Source organism: Cellulomonas soli (genome assembly GCF_013409305.1).
In the GTDB taxonomy this organism is placed as follows: domain Bacteria; phylum Actinomycetota; class Actinomycetes; order Actinomycetales; family Cellulomonadaceae; genus Cellulomonas; species Cellulomonas soli.
Map to the genome: position 1 here is coordinate 2,102,430 of NZ_JACBZJ010000001.1, position 22,392 is coordinate 2,124,821.

The following is a 22,392-nucleotide window of genomic DNA, read 5'->3' on the forward strand; positions in this document are numbered from 1 at the left end:
GCATCGCACGAGGAGGTCCCGATGCGCATCCGCACCACCCACCGCGGGCGGGCGCTGCCGTTCGAGCGCGACCGGCGCCTCGTGCTGCGCCGGCTGCCGGTCGGTGCCGTGGTGCGGCGGGCGGTTCTCACGCTCACCCCGGTGAGCACGGACACGGGGTCGCGGTTCCTCGAGTCGCTCGCGCTCGTCGACGGCCTGGGGGACTGGGGGGCGGTCAAGGCGCGCACGAGCGGCACCCCGGGCGCGGTCGAGGTCGACCTGCACGCCCGCCGCCGGCTCGCGGCCTGGTCGGGCACGGGTGTGGGCGCGGGAACCCTGCTGGTCGACCTCGGCGGCGGCTTCATGGCGGTGGACGCCGCGGGGGGCATCGGTGACGGTGCCGCCCTCGCGCTGCAGGACGCGATGACCCTGCCCGGTCTGACGGTGACCGGCCTGCGTGTGGCCGGGACCGCGGCGGGTGCGGACCTGGCCCGGCTCACGGTGGCCTCGCCGCCGAGCGGCGTAACGGTCGCGCTCGAGGGCGGTCCGGTGTTCTTCGCGCGGTCCGGTGACCTCGTCGAGCCCGTGACCACACCCGACTTCGCGGACCTGCTCATGGGCATGCTCACGCGGTTCGAGGTGGTCGACGGCTGCCACGTCGTGCCGTTCGTCGTGCACTCCGACTCGATCGCCCGCCTGGACGTCGACCTGGAGATCGAGCACGAGCTGGCCGTCCCCGCGACCCCGGACGGCGTGGCGAGCGTGCAGGCGGCCTACGCCTACGACGGCACCCCGGTCGGTGGGCAGGGGAGGCTGCTGGTGCCGGTCCCGGCGGGCATGGTCGCGGTGACCGGCGGCACCGCCGGGCGGGCGCAGGGCGGCTTCGCGGCCGACCGGGTCGTGTTCGGCCCGCTCACCACGGGCGCCGACGACGAGCTGGTGCCGGTGACGTCGGGCCAGTCGCTCGCGCAGGCGTTCGTGCTGCCGGCCACGCAGGTGGTCACGTCGGTCGACGTCCGGCTGACCGCGGTGACCGCGTCCGTCGGCCTCGCGCTCGACCTGGTCGACGACCTCGACGGCAAGCCCGGTCGCAGGTCCGCCCTGACCCGCCCCGCGACGCTGACCCTCACCCGGGACGCGGCCGGCAGGCCCACCTGGGTGTCCGTCCCGCTGCCGGGCGAGGTCGAGGTCGCCGCAGGCCAGCGCAGGTGGGTCGTCCTGCAGGTCACCGAGGGGTCCGCGGCCTGGAGCGCGTCGAGCGACGACGGACGCGGGGGAGCCGGGCCGGACGCCCCGACCGGCAACCCGGCGCTGCTGCCCGGCCCCGGCCTGCAGCACACCCGCGACGGCGGGCTGTCCTGGCGCGCAGCCACCCCGGAGGGGGACGCGACGGCCGGATCGAGCGGGCTGCGTGCGGAGCTGCGCCTGCGGCACACGACCCCCGGCTTCCACATGCCCCTCGAGCTGCGGGCGAGCGCCGGCGGGCCCGAGGTCGCCGTCTCGCTGCAACGGTTCGCGGCCGCCGGCACGGTCGACGTCGACCTGGGCTTCGACGACGTCGCGCACGCCGTGAACACCGCGCTCGCGGACGTCGGCGCGGGTGCCCCCGCAGGGGGTGGCGAGCGGGTCGCGAACGGTGACTTCGTCGACTGGTTCCGCGTCGGCACGGCGGTCGGCCGCCCGACCCCGCTGCGCCCCACGAACCCCGCGGCCCAGCTCGGTGTCGGCGCGTTCGGCCCCGACAGCGCCACCGCCTACACCGCGGTGCAGGTCGACGGCGTCGCGCACCTGCTGGCCTTCGACGTGTTCTCCGGCGCGCAGGAGGTCGACGGCGCGATCGGCGACGGCACCCCGTCTGCCCTCGCGCTCGACCCGACCGGGGCGACCGCGGTCGTCGCGCTCGACCGTGCGGTCGTCGACGAGCTCGGCACGGGCGATGCCCAGGGCACGCTCGTGCTCGTCGACACCGCGACCGGCCGACCGGTCGGCCAGGCGATCGTGTTCCCGGACGCCGTCGCCCGCCTCGTGCCGGCCCAGGACGGGCTCGGCGTCTACGTGCTGGCCTGGCCCGACCGCGCGCAGCTCTCCGCACGCAGCGCGCTGCGGCACGTGCCCTGGTCCGACCTGCGGGCCGCGGCCGCGGGCACGGTCGTCGACTGGGCGGGCCTGCCGACCGCGCGCCTGGCCGGCTTCCCGCGCGACCTGGCCTCCGGACCGGGCGGGCGGGTCGTCGCGCTGCTGGAGCAGGAGGGCGCTGCGGGTGCCGTGGGCAACGCCACGGTCGGGCGGCTCGTCACGTTCGCCGACCGGGGTGCGCTCGCGGGCGGTGTCGGCGTGCAGGTCGACGCGGTCGCCGACGCGCGGGCCGTGGCGGTCGCCCCGACGGTCGCAGGGTCACCCACCGGGGCCTCGTCGACCGCTGTGCCCGCTGTGCCCGCTGCGCCCGCCGCCGAGGTGCTCACGCTGGCCGACGACCGGGTGCGCTTCTCCCGGGTGCGTGACCTGTCCACGGTCGTCGACGTCCCGCTCGAGGCGGTGGATGCCGGACGCGCGCAGGCCCTGGCCGTCGACGCGTCGGGGACCGTCGCACTGGCCGTGCGGTCCGACGCGGTCGCCGCGCTCGACGTGCCCGGCCGTCGTCTCGTGCAGGACGGGCGCCTGGGCACCGCGGCGCCGGACGGTGCGAGCGTGGCGATCAGCGCCGCCGGGACGCATGCGCTGCTGGCCGCCGTCGAGGCGACCGCGGCCGACCTCGTGCCGCTCGGCGACGCCCTGCCCGTCGAGTGGGAGCTCACCGCCGGCACGGTCCGCCCCTACGCCGTGCGCACCACCGGCGAGCTGTTCGCCCTGCTCGGCGACGCCCGCGCCCGCCGGGTGCGCACCAAGGACGCCCCGGAGACCGTCACGTCCGCGCTGTCCCAGGTGGTTCCCGCGGTCGGCGGCGCCCGCTACCGCTTCGCCTTCGACGGCCTGACGACCGTCGAGGGTGCGGTCGCCCAGGTCCGCTGGGCCGCCGGTGCGTGCACGGCCGAGCGGGTCGACCGCGTCCCCGTCACGGTCTTCGACCCCGAGGAGGAGTCCGCCCTGGCGCACGTGCCGCACCACGAGGTGGTCCTCGTGGCACCCGCGGGCGCCGTGCAGGCCGAGGTGCGCATCCTCTCGCCCGAGGGGTTCACGCTCGTCGACAAGGTCAGCCTGCTCGGCACGGCCGACCTGGCCACGGCCACGTGGAGCGCCGACGCCCCCACGACGACCGTGACCACGGTGACCTCGCCGCTGCGCGGTGGCGCACCGGGCACGCCATCGACGGGCGGGGCCGACGTCCCCGGGCGACCCGTCGCCGTGACCTTCACCAACGGCGGCGCCGCGCCGTCGACCGTCACCCAGATCGCCCCCGCCCGACCCGGCGACCGCTGGGACCTGCGGGTATCCGCGCACGTCGACGGCCCCCCGGGCGCACACCTCGACCTCGTGCCGGCCGATGACACCGGGACGCCCGTCGGCGAGACCGTGACGCTCCCGCTCGACAGCCTCGACTTCGACGCGCGCTCGGCCGGTGGCACGGTGCCCGCGGGCGCCGCCGAGGTCCAGCTGCGCCTGGTGCTGCCCCCGGGCGCGGTCGTCGACGTGGACGACCTGGCGCTCGCGGTCGGTCCGGTCGCCCAGGTCGAGGTGTACTTCGCATCCGACGCCCCCGGTGAGCTGCGCGTCTCCGACGTGACGGTCCGTCTCGACGACGGCGTGCCGACACCCCCTCCGGTGCCCGAGGGGGGTCTGTGCCCGCCGACCCCGACCGGCGAGGACGGCGAGTGCGACGACTGCTGCTACTGCCAGTCCTGCGGGACGCACGCACCGACGGGCGACCGTCGTACCCGACCGGCAGCGGACGCCGTGGTCGCCTCGCCCTCTCCGGTCCGTCCCGTCGCGGGCGCCCGGCCGACCGCGCAGGTGCGCGCGGCCACGACCCCGGCGGGCCGGCCGGCGGCCGTCAGTGCGTGCCCGACGTGCGGTGCCGACCGCGTCCGGCTGGGCGGTCAGGTCGTCGCCGGTGCCCGCACGCTCGCGCTCCCGCGGTTCCGTGCCGTCGACCGGGTGCTGGTCCGCGCCGACGGCCCGGCCCGCGCGGCGGCGGCCCTGCGTTCCGGGGTGCCCGCCATCGTCGCCCGCACGCAGGTCGACGCCGCCCTGAGCGACATCGACGGGATCGCCGACACCCGGGCAACGGCGCTGACCCGTGCCGGGATCACGGATGTCGTCGCGCTCGCCCGGGCCGATGTCGCCGAGGTCGCGGCGCTGCCGGGGGTGTCGGACCGGATGGCCGAGACGTTCGTCGCCGAGGCCGCCGCCCTGGTCCGTGCCCGGGGCCGCCGCACGCTCGTCGACTGAGTCGTCCACACCGGGGCGTCCGGACGGTCCCGTGGCTGCGTTAGGCTGGTGGCAGACCCCTCGTGCGGCGTCATCTCGCTGAACCCCCCCAGGGCCGGAAGGCAGCAAGGGCAGGTGAGCTCTGGCGGGTGTGCGGGGGGTCCTTGCATGCCCGGGGAGGTTCAGCCCTCGCGCGGTGCGGACTCCCACTGCCCGGTCCGCACGTCGGCACCCGTCCGCCGTACCCGTGCGACCAAGTCGTCGACAAGGTCCCTGATCAGCGACGCGACCCGGACCCCGTCCTTGCCCTGCGTGACGGTCAGGCTCGTCGTGCAGCCCGTGCCGTCCGCCGTCGGGGTCACGGTGGCCAGGACGACCACCGGTGCCGGCAACGTCTGGGCCGTCAGGTTCCACCACTGGACCCGGCGCGCCTGCAGCGTCGTCCCGTCTCGCTCCGAGACGGCGAACCGGCGGGCGCTCAGCGCGGCGACCGCAGCCGCTCGGACCACGTCGGCCGAGGCGTCGGAGGTCACGGTGAGCGACGGCCGCTGCACCGACGGGCCCCAGCCAGGCACGGTCATGCGCCGTCACCGCCCCTCGACCCCGGGCGGCGAGCTCCGCGGCACAGGGTGACGAGATCGACGTCGACGACGCTCACGGTGGTGTCCTCTCGCGTGACGCCAGGACGCCAGCAGCCGCTCGGTGCGTCGCCCACCTGGTCGTCCGGGTCGGACGGGGTCAGACCGGGTTGGACCACCGGTGCACGCGGCCGTCCGCGAGCACGATGACCCCGGACGTTCCGTGCAGCGTCTGCACCCACTCGACGGCCTGCTCGCCGCGCGCCACGACGGCCGTCGCGAGCACGTCCGCCCACACGATCGAGGGGCCGATGACGGTGGCGGAGAGGATCCCGGTGACGGCCTCGCCGCTGAACGGGTCGATGATGTGCGCGCCGCGGGCGGCCGGCCCGGAGGTGGCCACGGCGCCGTCGGTCACGTCGACCCAGGCGAGCACCTGGGTGCGGTCGCGCGGGTCCTCGATGCCGACCCGCCACGGCGCGTCGGCCGCCGACCGGACGAGCACGTCGCCACCGGCGTCGATCGCGACGTCGCCCTCGACGTCCTCCAGCAGGGTCGCCGCGCGGGCGATCGCCCAGCCCTTGACCAGGCCCGTCGGGTCGAACCCGTCGCTCCACCGCCACGCGTCGAACCAGCCGTCGGTCCGCTCCCGGGCCTGCCGGCACAGCATGTGCACCTCGAGGACCTCGGGCGGGCAGTCCGCCAGCCGGATCTCACCGCGCCGCACCCGGGAGATGACGGAGTCCTCGCGGTACGTGCTGAACACCGAGTCGATGCGCCGCAGCTCGGTGAACGCGTCGGCGACGGCCCGCGCGGTGAGCGGGGCCTCGGCCATCGGGCCGCGCACGTGGATGCTGATCGGCATCCCCATGATCTGCTCGACCCACGCACGGCGCGGGACCTCCGCGGCGGCGGGGACGGACGGCACGGGCTCGGTCGGCGGGAGCTCGACCGGGCGACGTTCGGTGGTGGAGAGGGTCATCACGGTCCTCGTCGTCGTGACGCGGCGGCTGGTGCGGTGGTGCTCATGGTCCCCCGCGATTGTGAGAGGACCATGAGAACCGGACAGAACGGACTGTCAGGCTAGCGCCTGATCGATGGCGTCCTGCAGCGATTGGACGTACCCGTTGCTGGTGTAGGTGGCACCGGAGACCAGGTCGATCGACGCGCTCTGCGCCGAGAGGGCCTCGTCGTTCAGGGTGGGGACCGCGTAGGCGTTGATCTGCTTGGACTTCCCGTCCCTGGTCGGGTACGCGATCGCGTCCGAGGACGTGATGGCGCCGCCCGAGACCGTGATCTGCACCTGCACGTCGCCGAAGCGGGTCGACACGGTCGTACCCGTGTACGTGCCGTCGGCCATGCCGGACGAGCTCGTCGTGCCCTGGTCCGCGGAGGAGGTGCTCCCCGAGGAGTCGGTGCTGGTGCCCGCGTCGGTCGTCGGGGCCGACGTCGTCCCGCTGTCCGTGGCGCTGTCCGTCGTGCTGTCCGCGGTGCCGTCCGTGGTGCTGGACGACGAGGAGCTCGCCGAGCCCGTCGAGGTCGTGTCCGCGGTGTCGACGGTCTTGTTGGTGCTGGTCGGGTAGGAGAAGAGGAGGACGAGCCCGCTGAGCGTGCCCATGAAGGCGATGACGATGCGACGCATGATGACCTACCAGGTGTAGCGCTCGAGGTGGATGGCGGATTCCGGGACGCCCGCGGCGCGCACGTCGGCGACCACCGCATCGGCCCAGCCGTCGGGCCCGCAGACGAACACGTCGTGCTCGTCGAGGTCCGGGACGAGGAGCCGCACGGCCTGCGGGCCGGCGACGTGGCCGTACTCCTCGGGGAGCCAGGACGTCCCGGTGCGGGAGCGGCGTCCGACGAGGGTCACGTGCCGCATGCCGAACTGGTCGGCGAGCCAGGCGGCGTCCTGCAGGAGGGTGCCGTCCTGGTCGTCGCTGAGCCGCTGCACGAGCGTGTCGGCGCCCGTGGTCCGGCTCTTCGCGGCGTTGTCGTGCAGCAGGGCCATGACGGGTGCGACACCCGTGCCCGCGGCGAACGCCGCGATCCGCCGACGCGTGCGGGCGCTGGTCACCATCCGCCCGTAGGGGCCCTCGACGAGCACCCGGGTGCCCGGTCGGAGCGAGGCGATGCGCTCGCCGTCGTCGCCGTCGATGCCGATGGTGACGCGCAGGCCCGCGGTGGAGGGTGCGGCCGACAGGGACAGCGGGTGCCCGCGGGTCCAGCCGGGCCCGGTGAGGAAGCGCCACACGAAGTACTGGCCCGCCTCGGCGCGCAGGGCCTCCAGGTGGCGCCCGGTGACGTGCACCGTGACGGTGCCCCGACCGGCAGGGACGACGGAGGCGACCTCGAACCGGTGGCGGGCGGACAGGGCGAGCGGGACGCCGACGCGGTACACGAGGACCAGCACCAGCACGGCGCCGTACAGACCCCACCAGTAGGCGGCGGCCCAGGGCTGCGCGGTCAGGTCGGTGCCGGTCCACAGCTGGTGCGGCAGCGCGATGCCCACGCCGAGGTAGGCGTACAGGTGCAGCAGGTGCCACGACTCGTAGCGCATCCGGCGGCGTGCGGCGCGCATCGAGAGCACCACGACCATCGTGATCATCAGCGTGCCGGCCCAGGCGAGGAGCATCCCCGGGTACGTCAGCGCCATCGACCAGGCCGACTGCACGACGCCCGTGCCGTTGTAGAGGTTCTCGGCGAGGACCAGCGTCACGATGTGCACGAGCAGCAGGTGGAACGAGCTGAACCCGACCCACCGGTGCCACTTGGCCAGCCGGTCGGCGCCGTAGGCGCGTTCGATGACGGGCACGCGGGCCATGCCGAGCACCTGCAGCAGGAGCAGGTTCGACGCCCACAGCCCGGTCAGCCGGCCCAGCGAGCTGAGCGCCTCGGCCGGTCCGGCGACCACGTCCTGCAGACCGCTGTTCGCGACCCACAGGGCGGTCACGACGAGCAGGGTGCCCCAGGTGAACATGCCGACGGCGTCCGGCCACCACGCACGCCGGACGGGCGGGCGCAGCCGCACGGGGCGTGCGGCCGCGGCCTGCCGGGCATCCGCGCGGTCGGCGTACGACGCGGCCGGTGCGGTGCCCGGTCGTGCGGTGGTGGTCGTCATCTCGCTCCTCCTACGGTCGACCTCGGGGGGTCGTGATGACCACGGTGACGGTCGGACCTGAGGGAACTCTGAGAAGAGCCGGTGCGTAGTCCCAGCAGCGGCACCGGTGCGCACGAGCGGGACGGTCCCGTGCTGCTGCGTGGGGACGCGCACTCAGGGTCCGCTCAGGGTGGCGTCGTCCGTCCGGTGGACCCGCGTCGGCCCGTGGTCGCAGCGCCCCGCGCACCAGGTGGGTCCCGCGGGCCGACGCGCGCCGGCACCCCGCCGACGGACGCTGACGGCATGAGTGCACCGAGCCCGATCCCCACCGCCGACCTGCCCGTCCCGAACCTCTCGGGGGCCGCACCCACGGCACCGGCCCCGGGGGTCGCACCTGCACGGCTGCGCGCCCGCGGCCTGGTCAAGCGGTTCGGCACGACGACCGCGCTGGCCGGCGTCGACGTCGACCTCGGCGAGGGGCAGTCGTTGGCCGTCATGGGCCCCTCGGGCTCGGGCAAGTCGACGCTCCTGCACTGCCTGGCCGGGATCCTGCGGCCCGACGAGGGCAGCGTCGTGCTGCGCGACCGTGACGTCTCGGCACTCGGGGAGCGGGAGCGCTCGCTGCTGCGCCGCCGGCACTACGGCTTCGTCTTCCAGTTCGGCCAGCTGCTGTCCGAGCTGCCCGCGGTGGAGAACGTCGCCCTGCCCTCGATGCTGCTCGGCACGCCGCGCCGCGAGGCGATCGACGTCGCGACCCAGTGGCTCGCCTCGCTCGGCCTGGCAGGCATGGAGGGTCGGCGTCCCGGCGAGCTGTCCGGCGGCCAGGCGCAGCGGGTCGCCGTCGCCCGCGCACTCATCACCGGCCCCGACGTGGTCTTCGCGGACGAGCCGACCGGCGCCCTCGACCAGGCGACCGGCCAGGAGGTCATGCGGATCCTCACCGAGACGACGCGTCGCGCCGGGGCCTCGCTCGTCGTCGTCACGCACGACGCGCAGGTCGCCGCCTGGTGCGACCGTCGCATCGAGGTCCGTGACGGCCTCGTCGTCGGGGGTGCGGCATGAACGCCATGAACCCCGTGCTGGCGCTCGCCCCGCGCCTGCAACGAGCCGGCGGGCGCGACGCCCGGATCGTCACCGGGCTCGCGGTCACCGCGTTCGCCGTGTCGACCGCGCTCACGCTGTCGGTCGTCGGCGGCCTGCTCGGCTTCGTGCACCGCACCCAGCACCCGACCAGCCGGTTCCTCGAGGACGTCGGCGACGCGTACGTGCTGTTCGCGTGGACGGCGCTCGTGCTGCTCGTCGTGCCGCTCGTGACGCTCGGCGGTGCCGCGGCCCGGCTGGGGGTGTCCCGGCGCGACGCCCGGCTGGCCACGCTGCGGCTGCTCGGCGCGACCCCGCGCGAGGTCGTCGGGCTCACGCTCGTCGAGACCGTCGGCCAGGGGCTGGTCGGTGCGGTCGTCGGCACGCTCCTCTACGCCGCGCTGCTGCCCCTGTGGGCGCTGGTGCCGTTCCAGGGCACGACGTTCACGGTCGGCGAGCTGTGGGTCGGCTGGCAGGGGGTGCTGGGCGCGCTCGTCGTCGTGCCGCTGCTCGCCCTCGTCTCCGGTGCGGTGTCCCTGCGGCGGGTGACCGTCTCGCCGCTCGGGGTCGCCCGACGGCAGACGCCCCCGGGCCTGAGCGCGCTCCGGCTCGTCCTCGCGCTCGTCGCGACGGGAGCCTTCATGGTCGTCTCGGCGACGCTCGGCATGTGGGGCGCGGCCGCGGTCATCCTGCTGGTCGTGATGCTGGCCGTCGCGTTCGCCACGCTCAACGCCCTCGGGCCGTGGACGCTCGGCCTGCTCGGCCGGGTCCTGCTGCGCCGCGCGACCACCCCGGCCCGCCTGCTGGCCGCCCGCCGCCTGCTCGACGACCCGCGCGCCACCTGGCGGGTGGTCGGCGGCCTCGGGCTGGCCGGGTTCGTCGCCGGGGCGCTCGCGGTCGTGCCCGCCCTCTCGGTGGGTCAGAACGTGGACGCGGAGGGCCGGCTGCTGTTCGACGACATCGTCACCGGTGCGATGCTCACGCTCGTCATCACGTTCCTCGTCGCGGCGGCGTCGGCCGGCATCGCGCAGGCGGCCTCGGTGCTCGACCGGCGGCGGGAGTACGCGCTCGCCGACCTGGCGGGTGTTCCCGTCGAGCTGCTCGACGCGGTCCGGCGACGTGAGGTGCTCGTGCCGCTGCTCGCCGTCGGCGTCGGGTCGGCCGCGCTCGCGCTGGTCATGCTGCTGCCGCTGTTCGGGCTGGCGGCCGTGCAGTCCCCGGGCGGCCTGCTCCTGCTGCTGGGCTGCCTGGTCGGCGGGGTCGCGCTCGTGGTCGCGGCCACCGAGACGAGCCGGCCGCTGCTGCGCTCGGTGCTCGCGACCACGGTCGTGCGCGCCGACTGACGGTGGTCAGGCGGTGCCGGTGCGCAGCGCGAGCCGGGTGAACGTCTGCTCGGCACCGGTCTCGCGCTTGAGCCGGCGCACCAGGTGGTCGATCGCGGCGGGGTCGGCGACGAGAGCGTGCAGCAGGTAGTCGTACCCGCCCGTCACGTGCACGGCGTCGAGCACCTCCGGGAAGCCCGGCGGCCGGTGCAGGCGGTCGAGGAACTCCTCGCTCGCACCCGGGGCCAGGCGCACCTCGACGAACACCTCCAGCGGGTGCCCCGCAGTCGTGGCGGAGGCACCATCGAGGGGACGACCCGGTCCGATGGCCGAGGGGGGCACCGGACCGGGTCGTACCCCGCCGACCTGCGCGGCCGTGTGCGCGGTGACGACGGTGAACCCGCGGATCGTCCCGTCGCGCTGCAGCGCCCGCACCCGGGCCGAGGCGGCGTTCGCGGACAGGCCGACGCGGCGGCCCAGCTCACGGAAGGGCAACCGCGCATCCGCGGTCAGCTCGCGCAGGATCGCGCGGTCGAGGTCGTCCACACGGCGATCATCGCAGTGCACCGAACGGATGCGCAGGACGAGGGTGCTCCGGGCTGCTCGTCCCGGCAGCATCGGCCGGCATGGGCACCCTCCTCCTCACCGCCGGGACCGTGCCCGCGCTCGTCGTCGGCCTGCTCGCCGGCCTCGCCGTCGCGGTACCGGTCGGCCCGGTCGGCGTGCTCCTGCTGCGCGAAGGCCTGCTGCGCGGCACCCGGGTCGCGGTCGGGGCCGCGCTCGGCGTCGCGACCGTCGACGCGACGTACGCGCTCGTCGCGGTGCTGGTCGGCGTCCCGGTCGGGCGGGCGGTCGAGGCGCACGCCGACCTGGTCCGGCTGGGCAGCGCGGGCGTCCTGCTGGCCGTCGGGCTCGCCGGGGTCGCGGGCGCCCTGCGCGCCCGGCACCTCGCCGGCGGCCCGGCCGCGCGTCCTCGGGCGGACCCGGACCCGGACCCGGATCGCACGGGTGCCGACGCGGCTGGTCCTGCCGGCTCGACCCCCGCGGTCGCGCCCGGACCCGCCGGCGTGCGGGCGTCGCGGCGTGCCTACGCCCGGTTCGTGGCCCTCACCGCCGTCAACCCGACGACAGCCGTCACGTTCGCCACGGTCGCTGTCGGTGCCGTCGCGGGCCTGGCCGGCGTCTCGGGTGCTGCTGCGACGACCGGCCGCCCCGGCCTCGCGGTCGGTGCGGCCTTCGTGGTCGGGGTCGCCGTCGCCTCGGCGGCCTGGCAGCTGCTGCTCGCCGTCGGAGGAGGGCTGCTCGGAGGTCGGCTCGCCGAGCGGGGCCGCACCGCCCTGTCGGTCGGCGGCAGCGTGGTCGTCGTGGGGCTCGCGGCAGCCCTCGCGCTCGGCTGATCCCGGGCCAGGGAGGGGTCGGCGACCGTCGGTGCGGGCGTCTAGGGTTCGGTGCGTGACGACAGCCCTGTACCGCCGCTACCGGCCCGACTCGTTCGCCGAGGTGATCGGGCAGGACCACGTCACCGCGCCCCTGCGGCAGGCGCTGCGCAGCGGTCAGGTCAACCACGCCTACCTGTTCTCCGGCCCGCGCGGCTGCGGCAAGACGACCTCGGCACGCATCCTGGCCCGCTGCCTCAACTGCGAGCAGGGCCCCACCGACACCCCGTGCGGCACGTGCCCGTCGTGCGTCGAGCTGGCCCGCGGCGGCCCCGGCAGCCTCGACGTGGTCGAGATCGACGCGGCCAGCCACGGTGGCGTCGACGACGCGCGTGACCTGCGTGAGCGCGCCACGTTCGCCCCGGCGCGCGACCGCTACAAGATCTTCATCCTCGACGAGGCCCACATGGTCTCCAACCAGGGCTTCAACGCGCTGCTGAAGATCGTCGAGGAGCCCCCGCCGCACATCAAGTTCATCTTCGCGACCACCGAGCCGGACAAGGTCATCGGCACGATCCGTTCGCGGACGCACCACTACCCGTTCCGGCTCGTCACGCCGGACGTGCTCGTGCCCTACCTCGAGCAGCTGTGCACGACCGAGGGCGTGCAGGTCGGCTCGGGCGTGCTGCCGCTCGTCGTGCGCGCAGGCGGCGGCTCGGTGCGCGACACCCTCTCGGTGCTCGACCAGCTCATCGCCGGTGCCGGCGCCGAGGGCCTCGGCTACGAGGGTGCGGTCGACCTGCTGGGCTACACGCACTCCTCCCTGCTCGACGACCTGGTCGAGGCGGTCTCCGCCCGCGACGGCGCCTCGGCGTTCAAGGTCGTCGACCGCGTCATCTCCACCGGTCACGAGCCGCGCCGCTTCGTCGAGGACCTGCTCGAGCGGCTGCGCGACCTCATCGTCATCGCGGCGTCCGGCGACTCCGCTGCCGCCGCGCTGCGCGACGTGCCCGCCGACCAGCTCGAACGTATGCGCGCCCAGGCCCTGCACCTCGGCGCGGCCGAGCTGTCCCGCTCCGCCGACCTGGCCAACGCCGCGCTCACGGAGATGACGGGTGCCACCTCGCCCCGGCTGCACCTCGAGCTCCTCATGGCCCGGCTCCTGCTACCCGCGGCGGACGACACCCGGGAGGGCCTGGCCGCCCGGCTCGACCGGCTGGAGCGCGGCCTGCCCGCGCCGACCGCTTGGACGGAGCCCGCTGCGGCGGCCGCCCCTGCTGCACCCGTGACCGAAGCACCCGTGACCGCTGGTCCCCTCGCCGCGGTACCCGCGGAGGTCGCGCCGACCGTCGCCGAGCAGGGGTCCGTCGAGCCGACCCCCGTCGACCTGCCGACGGACGAGCCGGTCGAGGAGGAGACGCCGTCGCACGAGGCGCCGGTCGAGGCGTCTGCGGAATCCCGGCCCGTCGCGCCAGCAGCCCCGATCCCTCCTGCCGTCCCCGCCGCGGCTCCCGCCACTCCCGCCCCTGTCGCCACTCCCGCCCCCGCCGCCACTCCGGCCTCTGCCGCGCCGGCGACGTCGGGCGTGTCCGCCGGTGCGGTCGCTGCCGACACCGAGATGCTGCGTCGTCGCTGGCCCGAGGTGCTCGGCACCCTCAAGGGGCTGCGGGTCGCCGCGTGGGCGCTCGTCAGCCAGCACGCGCAGGTGCTCGAGCTCGACCAGACCACCCTGCGGCTCGGGTTCGCCCAGCCCGGCCTGGTCACGGCCTTCAAGGGCTCGGCGCACACCGACGCGGTCGCCCGTGCCCTGCGCGAGACGCTCGGCGTGGACGTGCGGGTCGAGGGCGTGCTCGTCGAACAGGGCCGCGGCCCGGCCGCACCGGGTGGGTCGCCCGAGCCCCCCGCCGGGAGCGGGAGCCCGGCGTCCGCTGCCCCCGCCTCGCCGCACCGGCAGATGACCTCGGCCGAGGCCGCGGCCTCCTGGGACACGCCCGCCCCCGCCCGCGCGACCGTACCGGCGGTGCCCCCGGCGGCGTCCGGCCCGGGTGAGGCGGCCCACGCGCGGCGCCCGCAGGACGGTCCGCCGGACGACGACGAGCCGCCGCTGGCGGAGCCGCCGGACGACGACTGGCACGAGTCCGGTCCGCCCTCGCCGCCCGTGTCCTCCCCGACCCGGGCGACCGCCGACGCACCGCCGTCTCCTGCTCCGATCTCGCCTGCGCCTGCCAACGTGCCCGCCACCGCACGCGAGCGTGCGATGGCGGCCGTCCGGCGTGAGCAGGCGGAGCGCCCGCGCGTTCCTATCGAGGAGGACGACCCGTCGCCCGACGACCCGGACATCACGGCGTCCGGCCTGGTCGGTGCACCGCTCGTCGCGCAGATGCTCGGGGGCACGGTCATCGACGAGCAGCTCGACGACCCGGCCTGACCTTCGTCCCGCAGCCTGCCCGTCCGCACCGGCCTACGGTCGACCCGGCCCGGCTCTGCGGGTCCGATCGGCCCTGCCCGGGTCGACGTCCCGGTCGGCGAGGAGGCACCCGTGCGTGCGGTCAGGTACCACGGCAGGGGAGACGTCCGGCTCGAGGAGATCCCCGAGCCGTCGCTGCGGCCGGGCGCGGTGCGTATCGCACCGGCGTGGACGGGCATCTGCGGCACGGACCTGCACCTGTTCCAGGACGGCCCGCTCCCGCCCTCGCCCACCGCCGAGCGGCCGCACCCGCTGTCGGGCGAGACGCTGCCGGTCGTGCTCGGGCACGAGTTCTCCGGCGTCGTGCTCGAGCTCGGTGAGGGCGTCGAGGGGTTGAGCGTCGGTGAGGGTGTCGTCGTCGAGCCGCTGCTGGTGTGCGGGGCGTGCCCCTCGTGCCGGGACGGCCGCTACAACGGGTGCGACTCGATGGGCTTCGTCGGCATCTCGGGCGGTGGCGGCGGGCTCGCCGAGCAGGTCGTGGTCGATCGCCGGTGGGTGCACCCGGTGGGCGACCTGCCGCTCGACGAGGCGGCGCTGATCGAGCCGCTGGCGGTCGCCGTGCACGCGGTGCGACGTGCGGGCGTGCGGGCGGGGGACGTGGTGCTGGTCGGCGGGGCGGGGCCGATCGGTCTGCTCGTCGCGGCGGTGGCGCGCGGTCTGGGCGCCACGACGGTCGTGTCGGAGGTGAGTGCGGCGCGCAAGGAGACGGCGTTGCGCACGGGCGCGGCCGACGTCGTGCTCGACCCCACGCAGGACGACGTGCCCGCCCGGGTCGCGACGATGACCGACGGTCGCGGGGCCGACGTGGCCTTCGTGTGCGCGGGCGTGCAGCCGGTGCTGGACGCGATGGTCGAGGCGGTCCGCGCCCGCGGGGTCGTGCAGGTCGTCGCGGAGTTCGGCGCGCGCCCTGCCGTGGACCTCTCGCGTGTGGTGCTGCGCGAGCTCGACGTGCGCGGGGCGATCGGCTACGCGGGGGACCACCCGACGGCGATCGCCCTGGTCCGCGACGGCAAGGTCGACCTGCGACCGTTCATCTCGGCGCGCATCGAGGCGGCGGACGTCGTCGAGCAGGGCTACCGGGTGCTCGTCGAGCAGCGCGACACGGTCGTCAAGGTGCTCGTCCGGCTCTGACGGCGCAGGTCGTCGTCAGGCCCCGCCCGTCCCGAGGACCGCGACGAGGGTGTCCCACCGGGCGATCTGGCACCCGTCGGTCCGCGAGAAGGTCGCGTCCACCGGCTCGCCGTCGAGGGTGCCCGTGACGTGTGCGGTCTGCGGCCCGCCCCAGATCTCGGTGCACATGGTCGAGGCAGGTACGGGGGCGAGCGCGGCGACGCCCTCGGGGGTGCCCAGCGCGAGGCAGGCGCCGAGCGGGTCGGGGTGGCTCCCGCCGACCGGGTCGCAGGTCAGCGTCCAGGTCTCCACGGCCCCGGAACCGGTGGCGTCGACCTCGACGGTGAGCTCACCGGGGACGACCGACCCGTCGGGCGCGGGCACGATCGTGGCCGTCGTCGACGGGCTCGCGGGTGCCCCGGCGGGTGCGGTGCCGGGTGCGGTGACGGTGGGGGAGCCGGAGGTCCCGGAGGCGCACCCGGCGAGGAGCAGGGTGGCGGACGCGAGCGTCGCCACGACCAGCGGTCCGGCCCAGGTCCGTCGCACGATCGCCCCCCTTCGTCGTCCCCGCCATGCTGCCACCGTTGCCGTCCTCGTGGGGCTCCCGTCGCCGACGGGAGGCGTCCGGGAGTGCGGGGCGCCGGGCCGACCGGCGGCCTGCGTGCCCGCGCCTGCCGCTGCCGATGCGCACCGACCCCGTAGGCTGCCGGTGTGTACGAGGGCGCGGTCCAGGACCTGATCGACGAGCTCGGGCGGTTGCCCGGGGTCGGTCCCAAGAGTGCCCAGCGGATCGCGTTCCACGTGCTCGCGGCCGATCCGGCGGATGTGCGGCGGCTGGTCGACGCGCTCACCGAGGTCAAGGCCCGGGTGCGGTTCTGCGCCGTGTGCGGCAACGTCGCGCAGGAGGAGCAGTGCCGGATCTGCCGTGACCCGCGGCGTCAGCTGTCGGTGATCTGCGTGGTCGAGGAGCCGAAGGACGTGGTCGCGATCGAGCGCACGCGCGAGTTCCGTGGCCGCTATCACGTGCTCGGCGGGGCCATCAATCCGATCGCCGGCATCGGTCCGGACGACCTGCGGATCAAGGACCTCATGACGCGGCTCGCGGACGGCACTGTCACGGAGGTCATCCTCGCGACCGACCCGAACGTCGAGGGCGAGGCCACGGCGACGTACCTGGCGCGGCTGCTGGTGCCGATGGGTCTGACGGTCAGCCGCCTGGCCTCGGGGCTGCCGGTCGGCGGGGACCTGGAGTACGCCGACGAGGTCACGCTGGGGCGGGCGTTCGAGGGTCGTCGCCGCATCAACGCGTAGTCGCTGACGCTCGAGCAGGGCGCGACGAAGAGGGGAGCACGATGAGCACGACCGACGAGGTGCAGCCGGACGCCGACCTGCGCGACATCGCGCGCGCGGTGGCCGACGAGGCCCGCAGCTACCTGACGACGGTGACCGAGGTCGCCGCGGGTACGAACCCGGACGCGTCGCTGCCGTTGCTGCTGCTGGCTGTCTCCGACGTGCTGGCGGCGGGTGCGCGGCTGGGCGCGACGCAGGACGTCGTGCCGCCGTTGCGCTTCGAGCCCGATCTCGGCCCGGACCCGGACGTCGACCCGTTGCGGGCGGGTCTGGCGAACGTGTTCGAGGGGATCGACGAGTACGACGAGGTCGTCGACCCGGTGCTCGGCTCGGACGTGACGCAGGCGACGGTCTCGGGCGACCTGGTCTCGATCGCGGGCGCGTTGGCGCAGGGGTTGCGTCACCACGAGACGGGTCAGGTGCTCGAGGCCTTGTGGTGGTGGCAGTTCTCGTACCTGTCCGACTGGGGTGGTCGGGCGTCGAGCTGTCTGCGCACGCTGCAGTCGATGCTGGGCCACCTGCGGCTGGACGTCGACGACGACGTGGCCACCGAGGCGGAGTACGACGCGCTGCAGCAGTGAGGTCGTGACGAGGGCTCCGGTGCTCCGACCCTGGTGGTCGAGCGCCGGAGCCCTTCGTCTGCCTGCGGTGGGGTCAGCCGACCGTGGTGTCGATGACGACGTCGATGTTGCCGCGCGTCGCGTTGGAGTACGGGCAGACCTGGTGGGCGCGCTCGACGAGCTGCTCGGCGACGGCCTGGTCCATCCCGCCGATCTCGACGTGCAGCGCGGCCTGGAGCTTGTAGCCGCCGTTGCCGTCGGGCAGCAGGGAGATGTCGGCGATGACGCTGCTGTCGGCGAGGGTGGTCTTCTCGGCGCGGGCGACGGTGCGCAGGGCGGAGTGGAAGCACGCGGCCCAGCCGGCGGCGAACAGCTGCTCGGGGTTGGTGCCGCCGCCGGGGCCGCCGAGCGCGGCGGGGATCGCGAGCGCGAGGTCGAGCTGGCCGTCGTCGGAGACGGCGCGTCCGGCGCGGCCCTCTCCGGTGGCGGTGGCCGTGGCGGTGTAGAGCGTGCTCATGGTGCTCCTCGAAGAGAGACGAACTAGTCTGTCTACCGTACGTCGCTCGACGGCCCCGTGTCACACTCGGCCGAAGGGACGTGCGTCACCCCCGGGCGACGCCGGCGGGCCCCGCACCTGGCCGTCCACCGGCAGACCCGCGCAGCCACGAAGGAGCACAGATGACGACCCTGTCCGCCCCCGCCGGGACGGTCGTCGGCCGCCCCGCCCGCGACGGCGGGCAGTCGCCGGTCGCCTCACGCATCCTCGAAGCCGCCGCCGTGCGGTTCTACACCGAGGGCATCCGCGCGGTCAGCGCCGACGCCGTCATCGCCGACGCGGGCGTCACCAAGGCCACGTTCTACCGGCACTTCCCGACCAAGGACGACCTCGTCGTCGCCTACCTCACGGTCGTCGCCGAACGGGAGGACGCCCGGCTCGACGCTTGGTGCACCGAGCACGCCGACGACCCGGCCGAGGTCCTGCGCACCTACGCGCGCGCCGTGGGCACCCAGTCCTGCGCGCCCGGGTTCCACGGCTGCCCGTTCATCAACGCCGCCGCCGAGTACCCCGACCCGCAGCACCCGGTCCGGCTCGTGGTCGCCGAGCACCGCCGCCGCCTGCTCGGCACCGCGGCCGACGTGCTCGGGCGGCTCGGCGTGCACGACCCCGACGCCGTCGCGCTCCAGCTCGGCATGCTGCGCGACGGCGCGATGGTCGCCGGCGACGTCGGCGCGCCCGAGGCGGTCACGGCGGCGCTGCTGCGCGCCGGGGCGGCAGTCGTCCGCGCCGGCCGCTCGGGCACGGACGACTGACGCGCCACGCGACCGAGACGCCAGCCGACTGAGGCCTCGGGCGAGCAGGGCGTCAGGCGACGCGGGTGCCCCGCGGCAGGACGCGCTGGGGGACCGTCAGCCGTCGCACGGCCACCGCGAACCCGCCCGCACCGAGCAGCAGGTTGAACGCCAGGCCCCACGGCCAGACCGGGGTCGACGTCGGCTCGGCCCGCTGCACGACGACGTCGTCGGCGGTCGAGTCGTTGCCGTACGTCCAGCACTCGTCGAGCTCCGGGTCCGGCCCGGCGCGCAGCGTGCGCACGCCGTCGCGGATCCCGGCGAGCGGGTCGGTGCGGTTCTCGAGGTCACCGGTGCCCGCGCCGTCGGCGACGATCACGAACGGGTTGATCCCCAGCAGCCACCAGGTGCGCTCGGTGTGCATGACGTCGCGGCTCTCCGTACTCCACTCGCACTCCGGGATGTCGTTCGAGGAGTAGTCCCAGGTGGCCGGTGTGCCGTAGACGCGGACCTGCTCGGTCGTGGTGATCGACGGGAACGTCACCGCGTAGAAGATCAGCGAGAAGATCGTCAGCGTCGCGACGGCGACGAACGTGAGGACCGTCGAGCCCGCGGTGCGCGCGGTCAGCGCGGAGAACCCGATGCCGATGCCGCAGACGGCCACGAGCAGCAGCGCGACGAGCACGACCACGCGCACGATCGCCCACACGGGCGTGCCGCCGAAGGCGAGCGCCAGAGCGAGGAACGGCACGCTGATCGCCAGGAACGCCAGCGACGCCACCCAGGCGGCCAGCAGCTTGCCCATGGCGATCTCGGCGGGGGTGAGCAGCGTGACCTGCAGGGTCGCGAGCGTGCCGGCGTTGCGGTCGCCGTTGACGGCCGTGGACGTCAGCGTCGGGGTGACGAGCAGACCGAGCCCGAGCACCAGGAACGTGACGACGCCGAACAGCAGCGGCCCGTACTCGGCCCGGCTGCCCGACGAGCCCCAGGTCGACGAGATCGCGCCCGTCGACAGGAGCGTGATGGCACCGACGACGAGGAACCACGCGACGAGCGCGACGGCCCACCGGGTCGAGCGGACGCGCTGGCGAAGGTCGAGCACCGCGACGGTCCGCACGCCGTGCCACGTCATGCTCCACGGGCTGCGGCGGGTCGGCGGCACGAGCACCGGGCCGGACTCCTCGGGGGGCTGGTGCTCGTCGAGGGTCACCGTGCTCATCGCGTTCACCGTCGCTCCTCGTCGAGTGCCAGGTATGCCTGCTCGAGCACACCGCCGGCCGGGGCCACCGAGACCAGCGGGACGCCGGCGGCGACCGCGTCTCGGATCAGGGTCGCCGCGCCGTCGTCGCCGGCGATCTGGACGAGCACCGCACCGGGTCCGTCGGTCGGTGGTGCGAGGTGGTTGTCCGGGCCGCCGTCGTCGGGGCTCCATGCGGCTCCCACCGACGTGAGCCACCGGGTGAGCGCGGCCAGGGACAGCGCCCGCACGCGCCAGGCTCGGGGGGCGTCCACGGTCGCGTCGATGCCCGCGTCGGTGACGGTGCGGCCGCGGGAGACGAACACGGCGTCGTCGGCCATCTCCTCGAGCTCGGTCAGCACGTGGCTCGAGACGAGGATGGTGCGGCCCTGGTCGGCCAGGTCGCGCAGCAGCAGGCGCAGGTCGACGCGCGAGCGCGGGTCCAGGCCGCTGGCGGGCTCGTCGAGCAGCAGGACCTGCGGGTCGTGCACGAGGGCGCGGGCCAGGCCGAGACGCTGCTTCTGCCCGCGGGACAGCACGCTCGCGTGCCGGTCGGCGAACTCGCTCAGGTGCACGGTCGCGAGCAGCTCGTCGACCCGGCGGCGGGCGACCGACGGAGAGATCCACGAGGCTGCGGCGAACGTGAGGAGCACCTCGCGGGCGGTGAGGGAGTCCCAGGTGCCGAACGCGTCGGGCATCCAGCCGGTGCGGGCCCGCGCCTGCGGGCCGTCGGCCACGGGGTCGTGCCCGGCGACGCGCACCTCCCCGGCGTCCGGCACCAGCAGACCGGCCAGCACGAGCAGGAGCGTCGTCTTGCCGGAGCCGTTGGGCCCGACGAGCGCGGTGACCGCACCCGGACGCGCGACGAGGTCGATCCCGTCGAGGGCCTTCACCGGCCCGAACGCGCGGTGCAGCCGCCGCACGACGATCCCGTGGCTCGCCGCGTCGGGCCGCTGCGCGCCGACGGTCGCGAGCGCCGCGACGGGAGCGGCGGGCGCCTCCTCGCCGGGTGGCGTGGCGGGGGCAGCGGGTTCCGTGGGCGGGGTGTCGTCGACCGGGCTCGGCATGGGCCCAACCTAGGGGCGAGCGGTGCGCCGCCGAGGGTGAACCGCGCCGCCGTCCGTGCAGAACCTGTGAGGGTCCGGCGGCCTCGGACGTCCCGTCCGTCATGCGGAACTCGAGGCGTCCGCACTCTGGTCCCGTCCTAGACTCGCCAGGACCCGCTCCTTCGCCTCCGGAGACTCATCGTGGCCCTGATCGTGCAGAAGTACGGCGGCTCGTCCGTCGCTGACGCCGCCAGCATCAAGCGCGTCGCGAAGCGGGTCGCCGAGGCCAAGCGCGCGGGCAACGACGTGGTCGTCGTGGTCTCCGCGATGGGTGACACGACCGACGAGCTCATCGACCTCGCGCAGCAGGTCACCCCGCTACCGCCGCAGCGCGAGATGGACATCCTGCTCACGGCCGGCGAGCGCATCTCGATGGCGCTGCTGGCCATGGCCATCCACAACCTGGGCGTCGACGCGAAGTCGTTCACGGGTCAGCAGGCCGGTGTCATCACCGACGAGTCGTACGGCAAGGCGCGCATCATCGACGTCTCGCCGAGCCGGATCGCGACGACGATCGCCGAGGGGTCCGTCGCGATCGTCGCCGGGTTCCAGGGGGTCAACCCCTCCACCAACGACGTCACGACCCTGGGGCGCGGCGGCTCGGACACCACGGCCGTCGCGCTCGCCGCGGCGCTCAAGGCCGACGTCTGCGAGATCTACACCGACGTCGACGGCGTGTTCACCGCCGACCCGCGCATCGTGCCGGCGGCCCGCAAGATCGACCGCATCAGCTACGACGAGATGCTCGAGATGGCCGCGTCCGGCGCCAAGGTGCTCGTGCTGCGCTGCGTCGAGTACGCCCGCCGGTACGGCGTGCCGGTGCACGTGCGCTCGTCGTTCACGTCCCACCCGGGCACGCTGGTCACCGACGCGCCCGCGCCCGCCACCGAGACCGCAACAGATCCCGCCACAGATCCCGCCATCGATCCCGCCACTGCCGAGGGAGCCACCATGGAGCAGCCGATCATCGCCGGCGTCGCGCACGACCGCAGCGAGGCCAAGATCACCGTGGTCGGCGTGCCCGACGTGCCGGGCAAGGCCGCCCGGATCTTCGAGGTCGTCGCGTCCGCGGGCGTCAACATCGACATGATCGTGCAGAACGTGTCGGTCGCCGCCACGGGTCTGACGGACATCTCCTTCACGCTGCCGGCCACGGACGGTGCGGCCGCGACGTCCAAGCTCACCGAGCACCAGCCGGAGATCGGCTTCGCGTCGCTGCAGTACGACGACACGATCGGCAAGCTCTCGCTCATCGGCGCGGGCATGAAGTCGCACCCGGGCGTCTCGGCCCGGCTGTTCGCCGCGCTGTCCGAAGCCGGCATCAACATCGAGATGATCTCGACCTCGGAGATCCGCATCTCCGTGGTCACGCGGGCGGACTCCCTCGACGAGGCGGTGCGCGCGGTGCACACGGCGTTCGAGCTGGACTCCGAGTCGGACGAGGCCGTCGTGTACGGCGGGACCGGAAGGTGAAG

The 22,392-nt window shown here is 75.0% G+C and carries 19 protein-coding genes and 1 other RNA gene; 11 read left to right on the plus strand and 9 right to left on the minus strand.

The window, feature by feature from the left end; translation table 11 throughout:
* The first annotated feature begins 21 nt into the window (after positions 1-21).
* Both BKA22_RS09770 and ffs read left to right on the plus strand, forming a co-directional pair.
* Positions 22-4,365 (plus strand): helix-hairpin-helix domain-containing protein, encoded by a 4,344-nt coding sequence (locus BKA22_RS09770; protein WP_146954487.1) that lies wholly within the window; start codon positions 22-24, stop codon positions 4,363-4,365.
* A gap of 51 nt (positions 4,366-4,416) precedes the next feature.
* An RNA gene (gene ffs, locus BKA22_RS09775) (signal recognition particle sRNA small type) lies at positions 4,417-4,513 on the plus strand.
* 13 nt (positions 4,514-4,526) lie between these two features.
* On the opposite strand, the gene BKA22_RS09780 is transcribed toward ffs, so the two are convergent.
* The 4 genes from BKA22_RS09780 to BKA22_RS09795 all read right to left on the minus strand — a co-directional run bounded on the left by BKA22_RS09780 (position 4,527) and on the right by BKA22_RS09795 (position 8,040).
* On the minus strand, positions 4,527-4,925 hold the full coding sequence (locus BKA22_RS09780) for a hypothetical protein (protein ID WP_146954488.1): 399 nt from the start codon (positions 4,923-4,925) through the stop codon (positions 4,527-4,529).
* 157 nt (positions 4,926-5,082) lie between these two features.
* Positions 5,083-5,904: an FAD:protein FMN transferase gene (locus BKA22_RS09785; protein ID WP_146954489.1), complete on the minus strand. Its 822-nt coding sequence runs from the start codon at positions 5,902-5,904 to the stop codon at positions 5,083-5,085.
* A 96-nt stretch (positions 5,905-6,000) separates the two neighbouring features.
* Complete coding sequence (locus BKA22_RS09790) at positions 6,001-6,564, minus strand: FMN-binding protein (protein ID WP_146954490.1); 564 nt, start codon at positions 6,562-6,564, stop codon at positions 6,001-6,003.
* Positions 6,565-6,570: 6 nt separating this feature from the next.
* Positions 6,571-8,040 (minus strand): ferredoxin reductase family protein, encoded by a 1,470-nt coding sequence (locus BKA22_RS09795; RefSeq protein WP_146954491.1) that lies wholly within the window; start codon positions 8,038-8,040, stop codon positions 6,571-6,573.
* Between the two features lie 282 nt (positions 8,041-8,322).
* Between BKA22_RS09795 and BKA22_RS09800 the strand changes: the two genes are divergently transcribed.
* The gene (locus tag BKA22_RS09800) at positions 8,323-9,081 is read left to right on the plus strand and encodes an ABC transporter ATP-binding protein (RefSeq protein WP_146954492.1); all 759 of its coding nucleotides are present in this window, start codon (positions 8,323-8,325) and stop codon (positions 9,079-9,081) included.
* Positions 9,078-10,442 (plus strand): FtsX-like permease family protein, encoded by a 1,365-nt coding sequence (locus tag BKA22_RS09805; protein WP_223203725.1) that lies wholly within the window; start codon positions 9,078-9,080, stop codon positions 10,440-10,442. Before BKA22_RS09800 ends, BKA22_RS09805 begins: the two co-directional genes overlap by 4 nt.
* 6 nt (positions 10,443-10,448) lie before the next feature.
* Here the strand turns inward: BKA22_RS09805 and BKA22_RS09810 are convergent, their stop codons facing one another.
* The gene (locus tag BKA22_RS09810) at positions 10,449-10,967 is read right to left on the minus strand and encodes an Lrp/AsnC family transcriptional regulator (RefSeq protein WP_146954493.1); all 519 of its coding nucleotides are present in this window, start codon (positions 10,965-10,967) and stop codon (positions 10,449-10,451) included.
* A gap of 80 nt (positions 10,968-11,047) precedes the next feature.
* On the opposite strand from BKA22_RS09810, the gene BKA22_RS09815 reads away from it, so the two are divergent.
* From BKA22_RS09815 to BKA22_RS09825, 3 genes are all read left to right on the plus strand, one after another.
* A complete protein-coding gene (locus BKA22_RS09815; protein ID WP_146954494.1) occupies positions 11,048-11,818 on the plus strand; it encodes a LysE family transporter in 771 nt (256 codons plus the stop codon).
* Between the two features lie 55 nt (positions 11,819-11,873).
* On the plus strand, positions 11,874-14,225 hold the full coding sequence (locus BKA22_RS09820) for a DNA polymerase III subunit gamma and tau (RefSeq protein WP_146954495.1): 2,352 nt from the start codon (positions 11,874-11,876) through the stop codon (positions 14,223-14,225).
* A 111-nt stretch (positions 14,226-14,336) separates the two neighbouring features.
* Entirely contained in the window at positions 14,337-15,395 is a 1,059-nt protein-coding gene (locus tag BKA22_RS09825) for a 2,3-butanediol dehydrogenase (protein ID WP_146954496.1), read from the plus strand.
* 15 nt (positions 15,396-15,410) lie between these two features.
* Here BKA22_RS09825 and BKA22_RS20155 read toward each other — a convergent pair whose 3' ends face one another.
* Positions 15,411-15,920, minus strand: a complete 510-nt coding sequence (locus BKA22_RS20155) for an SSI family serine proteinase inhibitor (protein WP_146954497.1) — start codon at positions 15,918-15,920, stop codon at positions 15,411-15,413.
* Positions 15,921-16,085: 165 nt separating this feature from the next.
* Between BKA22_RS20155 and recR the strand changes: the two genes are divergently transcribed.
* On the plus strand, positions 16,086-16,685 hold the full coding sequence (gene recR / locus BKA22_RS09835; RefSeq protein ID WP_146954498.1) for a recombination mediator RecR: 600 nt from the start codon (positions 16,086-16,088) through the stop codon (positions 16,683-16,685).
* A gap of 41 nt (positions 16,686-16,726) precedes the next feature.
* Complete coding sequence (locus BKA22_RS09840; RefSeq protein ID WP_146954499.1) at positions 16,727-17,305, plus strand: DUF5063 domain-containing protein; 579 nt, start codon at positions 16,727-16,729, stop codon at positions 17,303-17,305.
* A 73-nt stretch (positions 17,306-17,378) separates the two neighbouring features.
* Here BKA22_RS09840 and BKA22_RS09845 read toward each other — a convergent pair whose 3' ends face one another.
* Positions 17,379-17,801, minus strand: a complete 423-nt coding sequence (locus BKA22_RS09845; RefSeq protein ID WP_146954500.1) for an organic hydroperoxide resistance protein — start codon at positions 17,799-17,801, stop codon at positions 17,379-17,381.
* Positions 17,802-17,962: 161 nt separating this feature from the next.
* Here BKA22_RS09845 and BKA22_RS09850 point away from each other — a divergent pair, with 161 nt between their 5' ends.
* Positions 17,963-18,595 (plus strand): TetR/AcrR family transcriptional regulator, encoded by a 633-nt coding sequence (locus BKA22_RS09850; protein WP_146954501.1) that lies wholly within the window; start codon positions 17,963-17,965, stop codon positions 18,593-18,595.
* A 52-nt stretch (positions 18,596-18,647) separates the two neighbouring features.
* On the opposite strand, the gene BKA22_RS09855 is transcribed toward BKA22_RS09850, so the two are convergent.
* Together BKA22_RS09855 and BKA22_RS09860 are read right to left on the minus strand one after the other, a co-directional pair.
* On the minus strand, positions 18,648-19,793 hold the full coding sequence (locus BKA22_RS09855) for an ABC transporter permease (RefSeq protein ID WP_146954502.1): 1,146 nt from the start codon (positions 19,791-19,793) through the stop codon (positions 18,648-18,650).
* 5 nt (positions 19,794-19,798) lie between these two features.
* Positions 19,799-20,878, minus strand: a complete 1,080-nt coding sequence (locus BKA22_RS09860) for an ABC transporter ATP-binding protein (RefSeq protein ID WP_146954503.1) — start codon at positions 20,876-20,878, stop codon at positions 19,799-19,801.
* A gap of 180 nt (positions 20,879-21,058) precedes the next feature.
* Between BKA22_RS09860 and BKA22_RS09865 the strand changes: the two genes are divergently transcribed.
* Positions 21,059-22,390: an aspartate kinase gene (locus BKA22_RS09865; protein ID WP_146954504.1), complete on the plus strand. Its 1,332-nt coding sequence runs from the start codon at positions 21,059-21,061 to the stop codon at positions 22,388-22,390.
* Positions 22,391-22,392 lie beyond the last annotated feature (2 nt).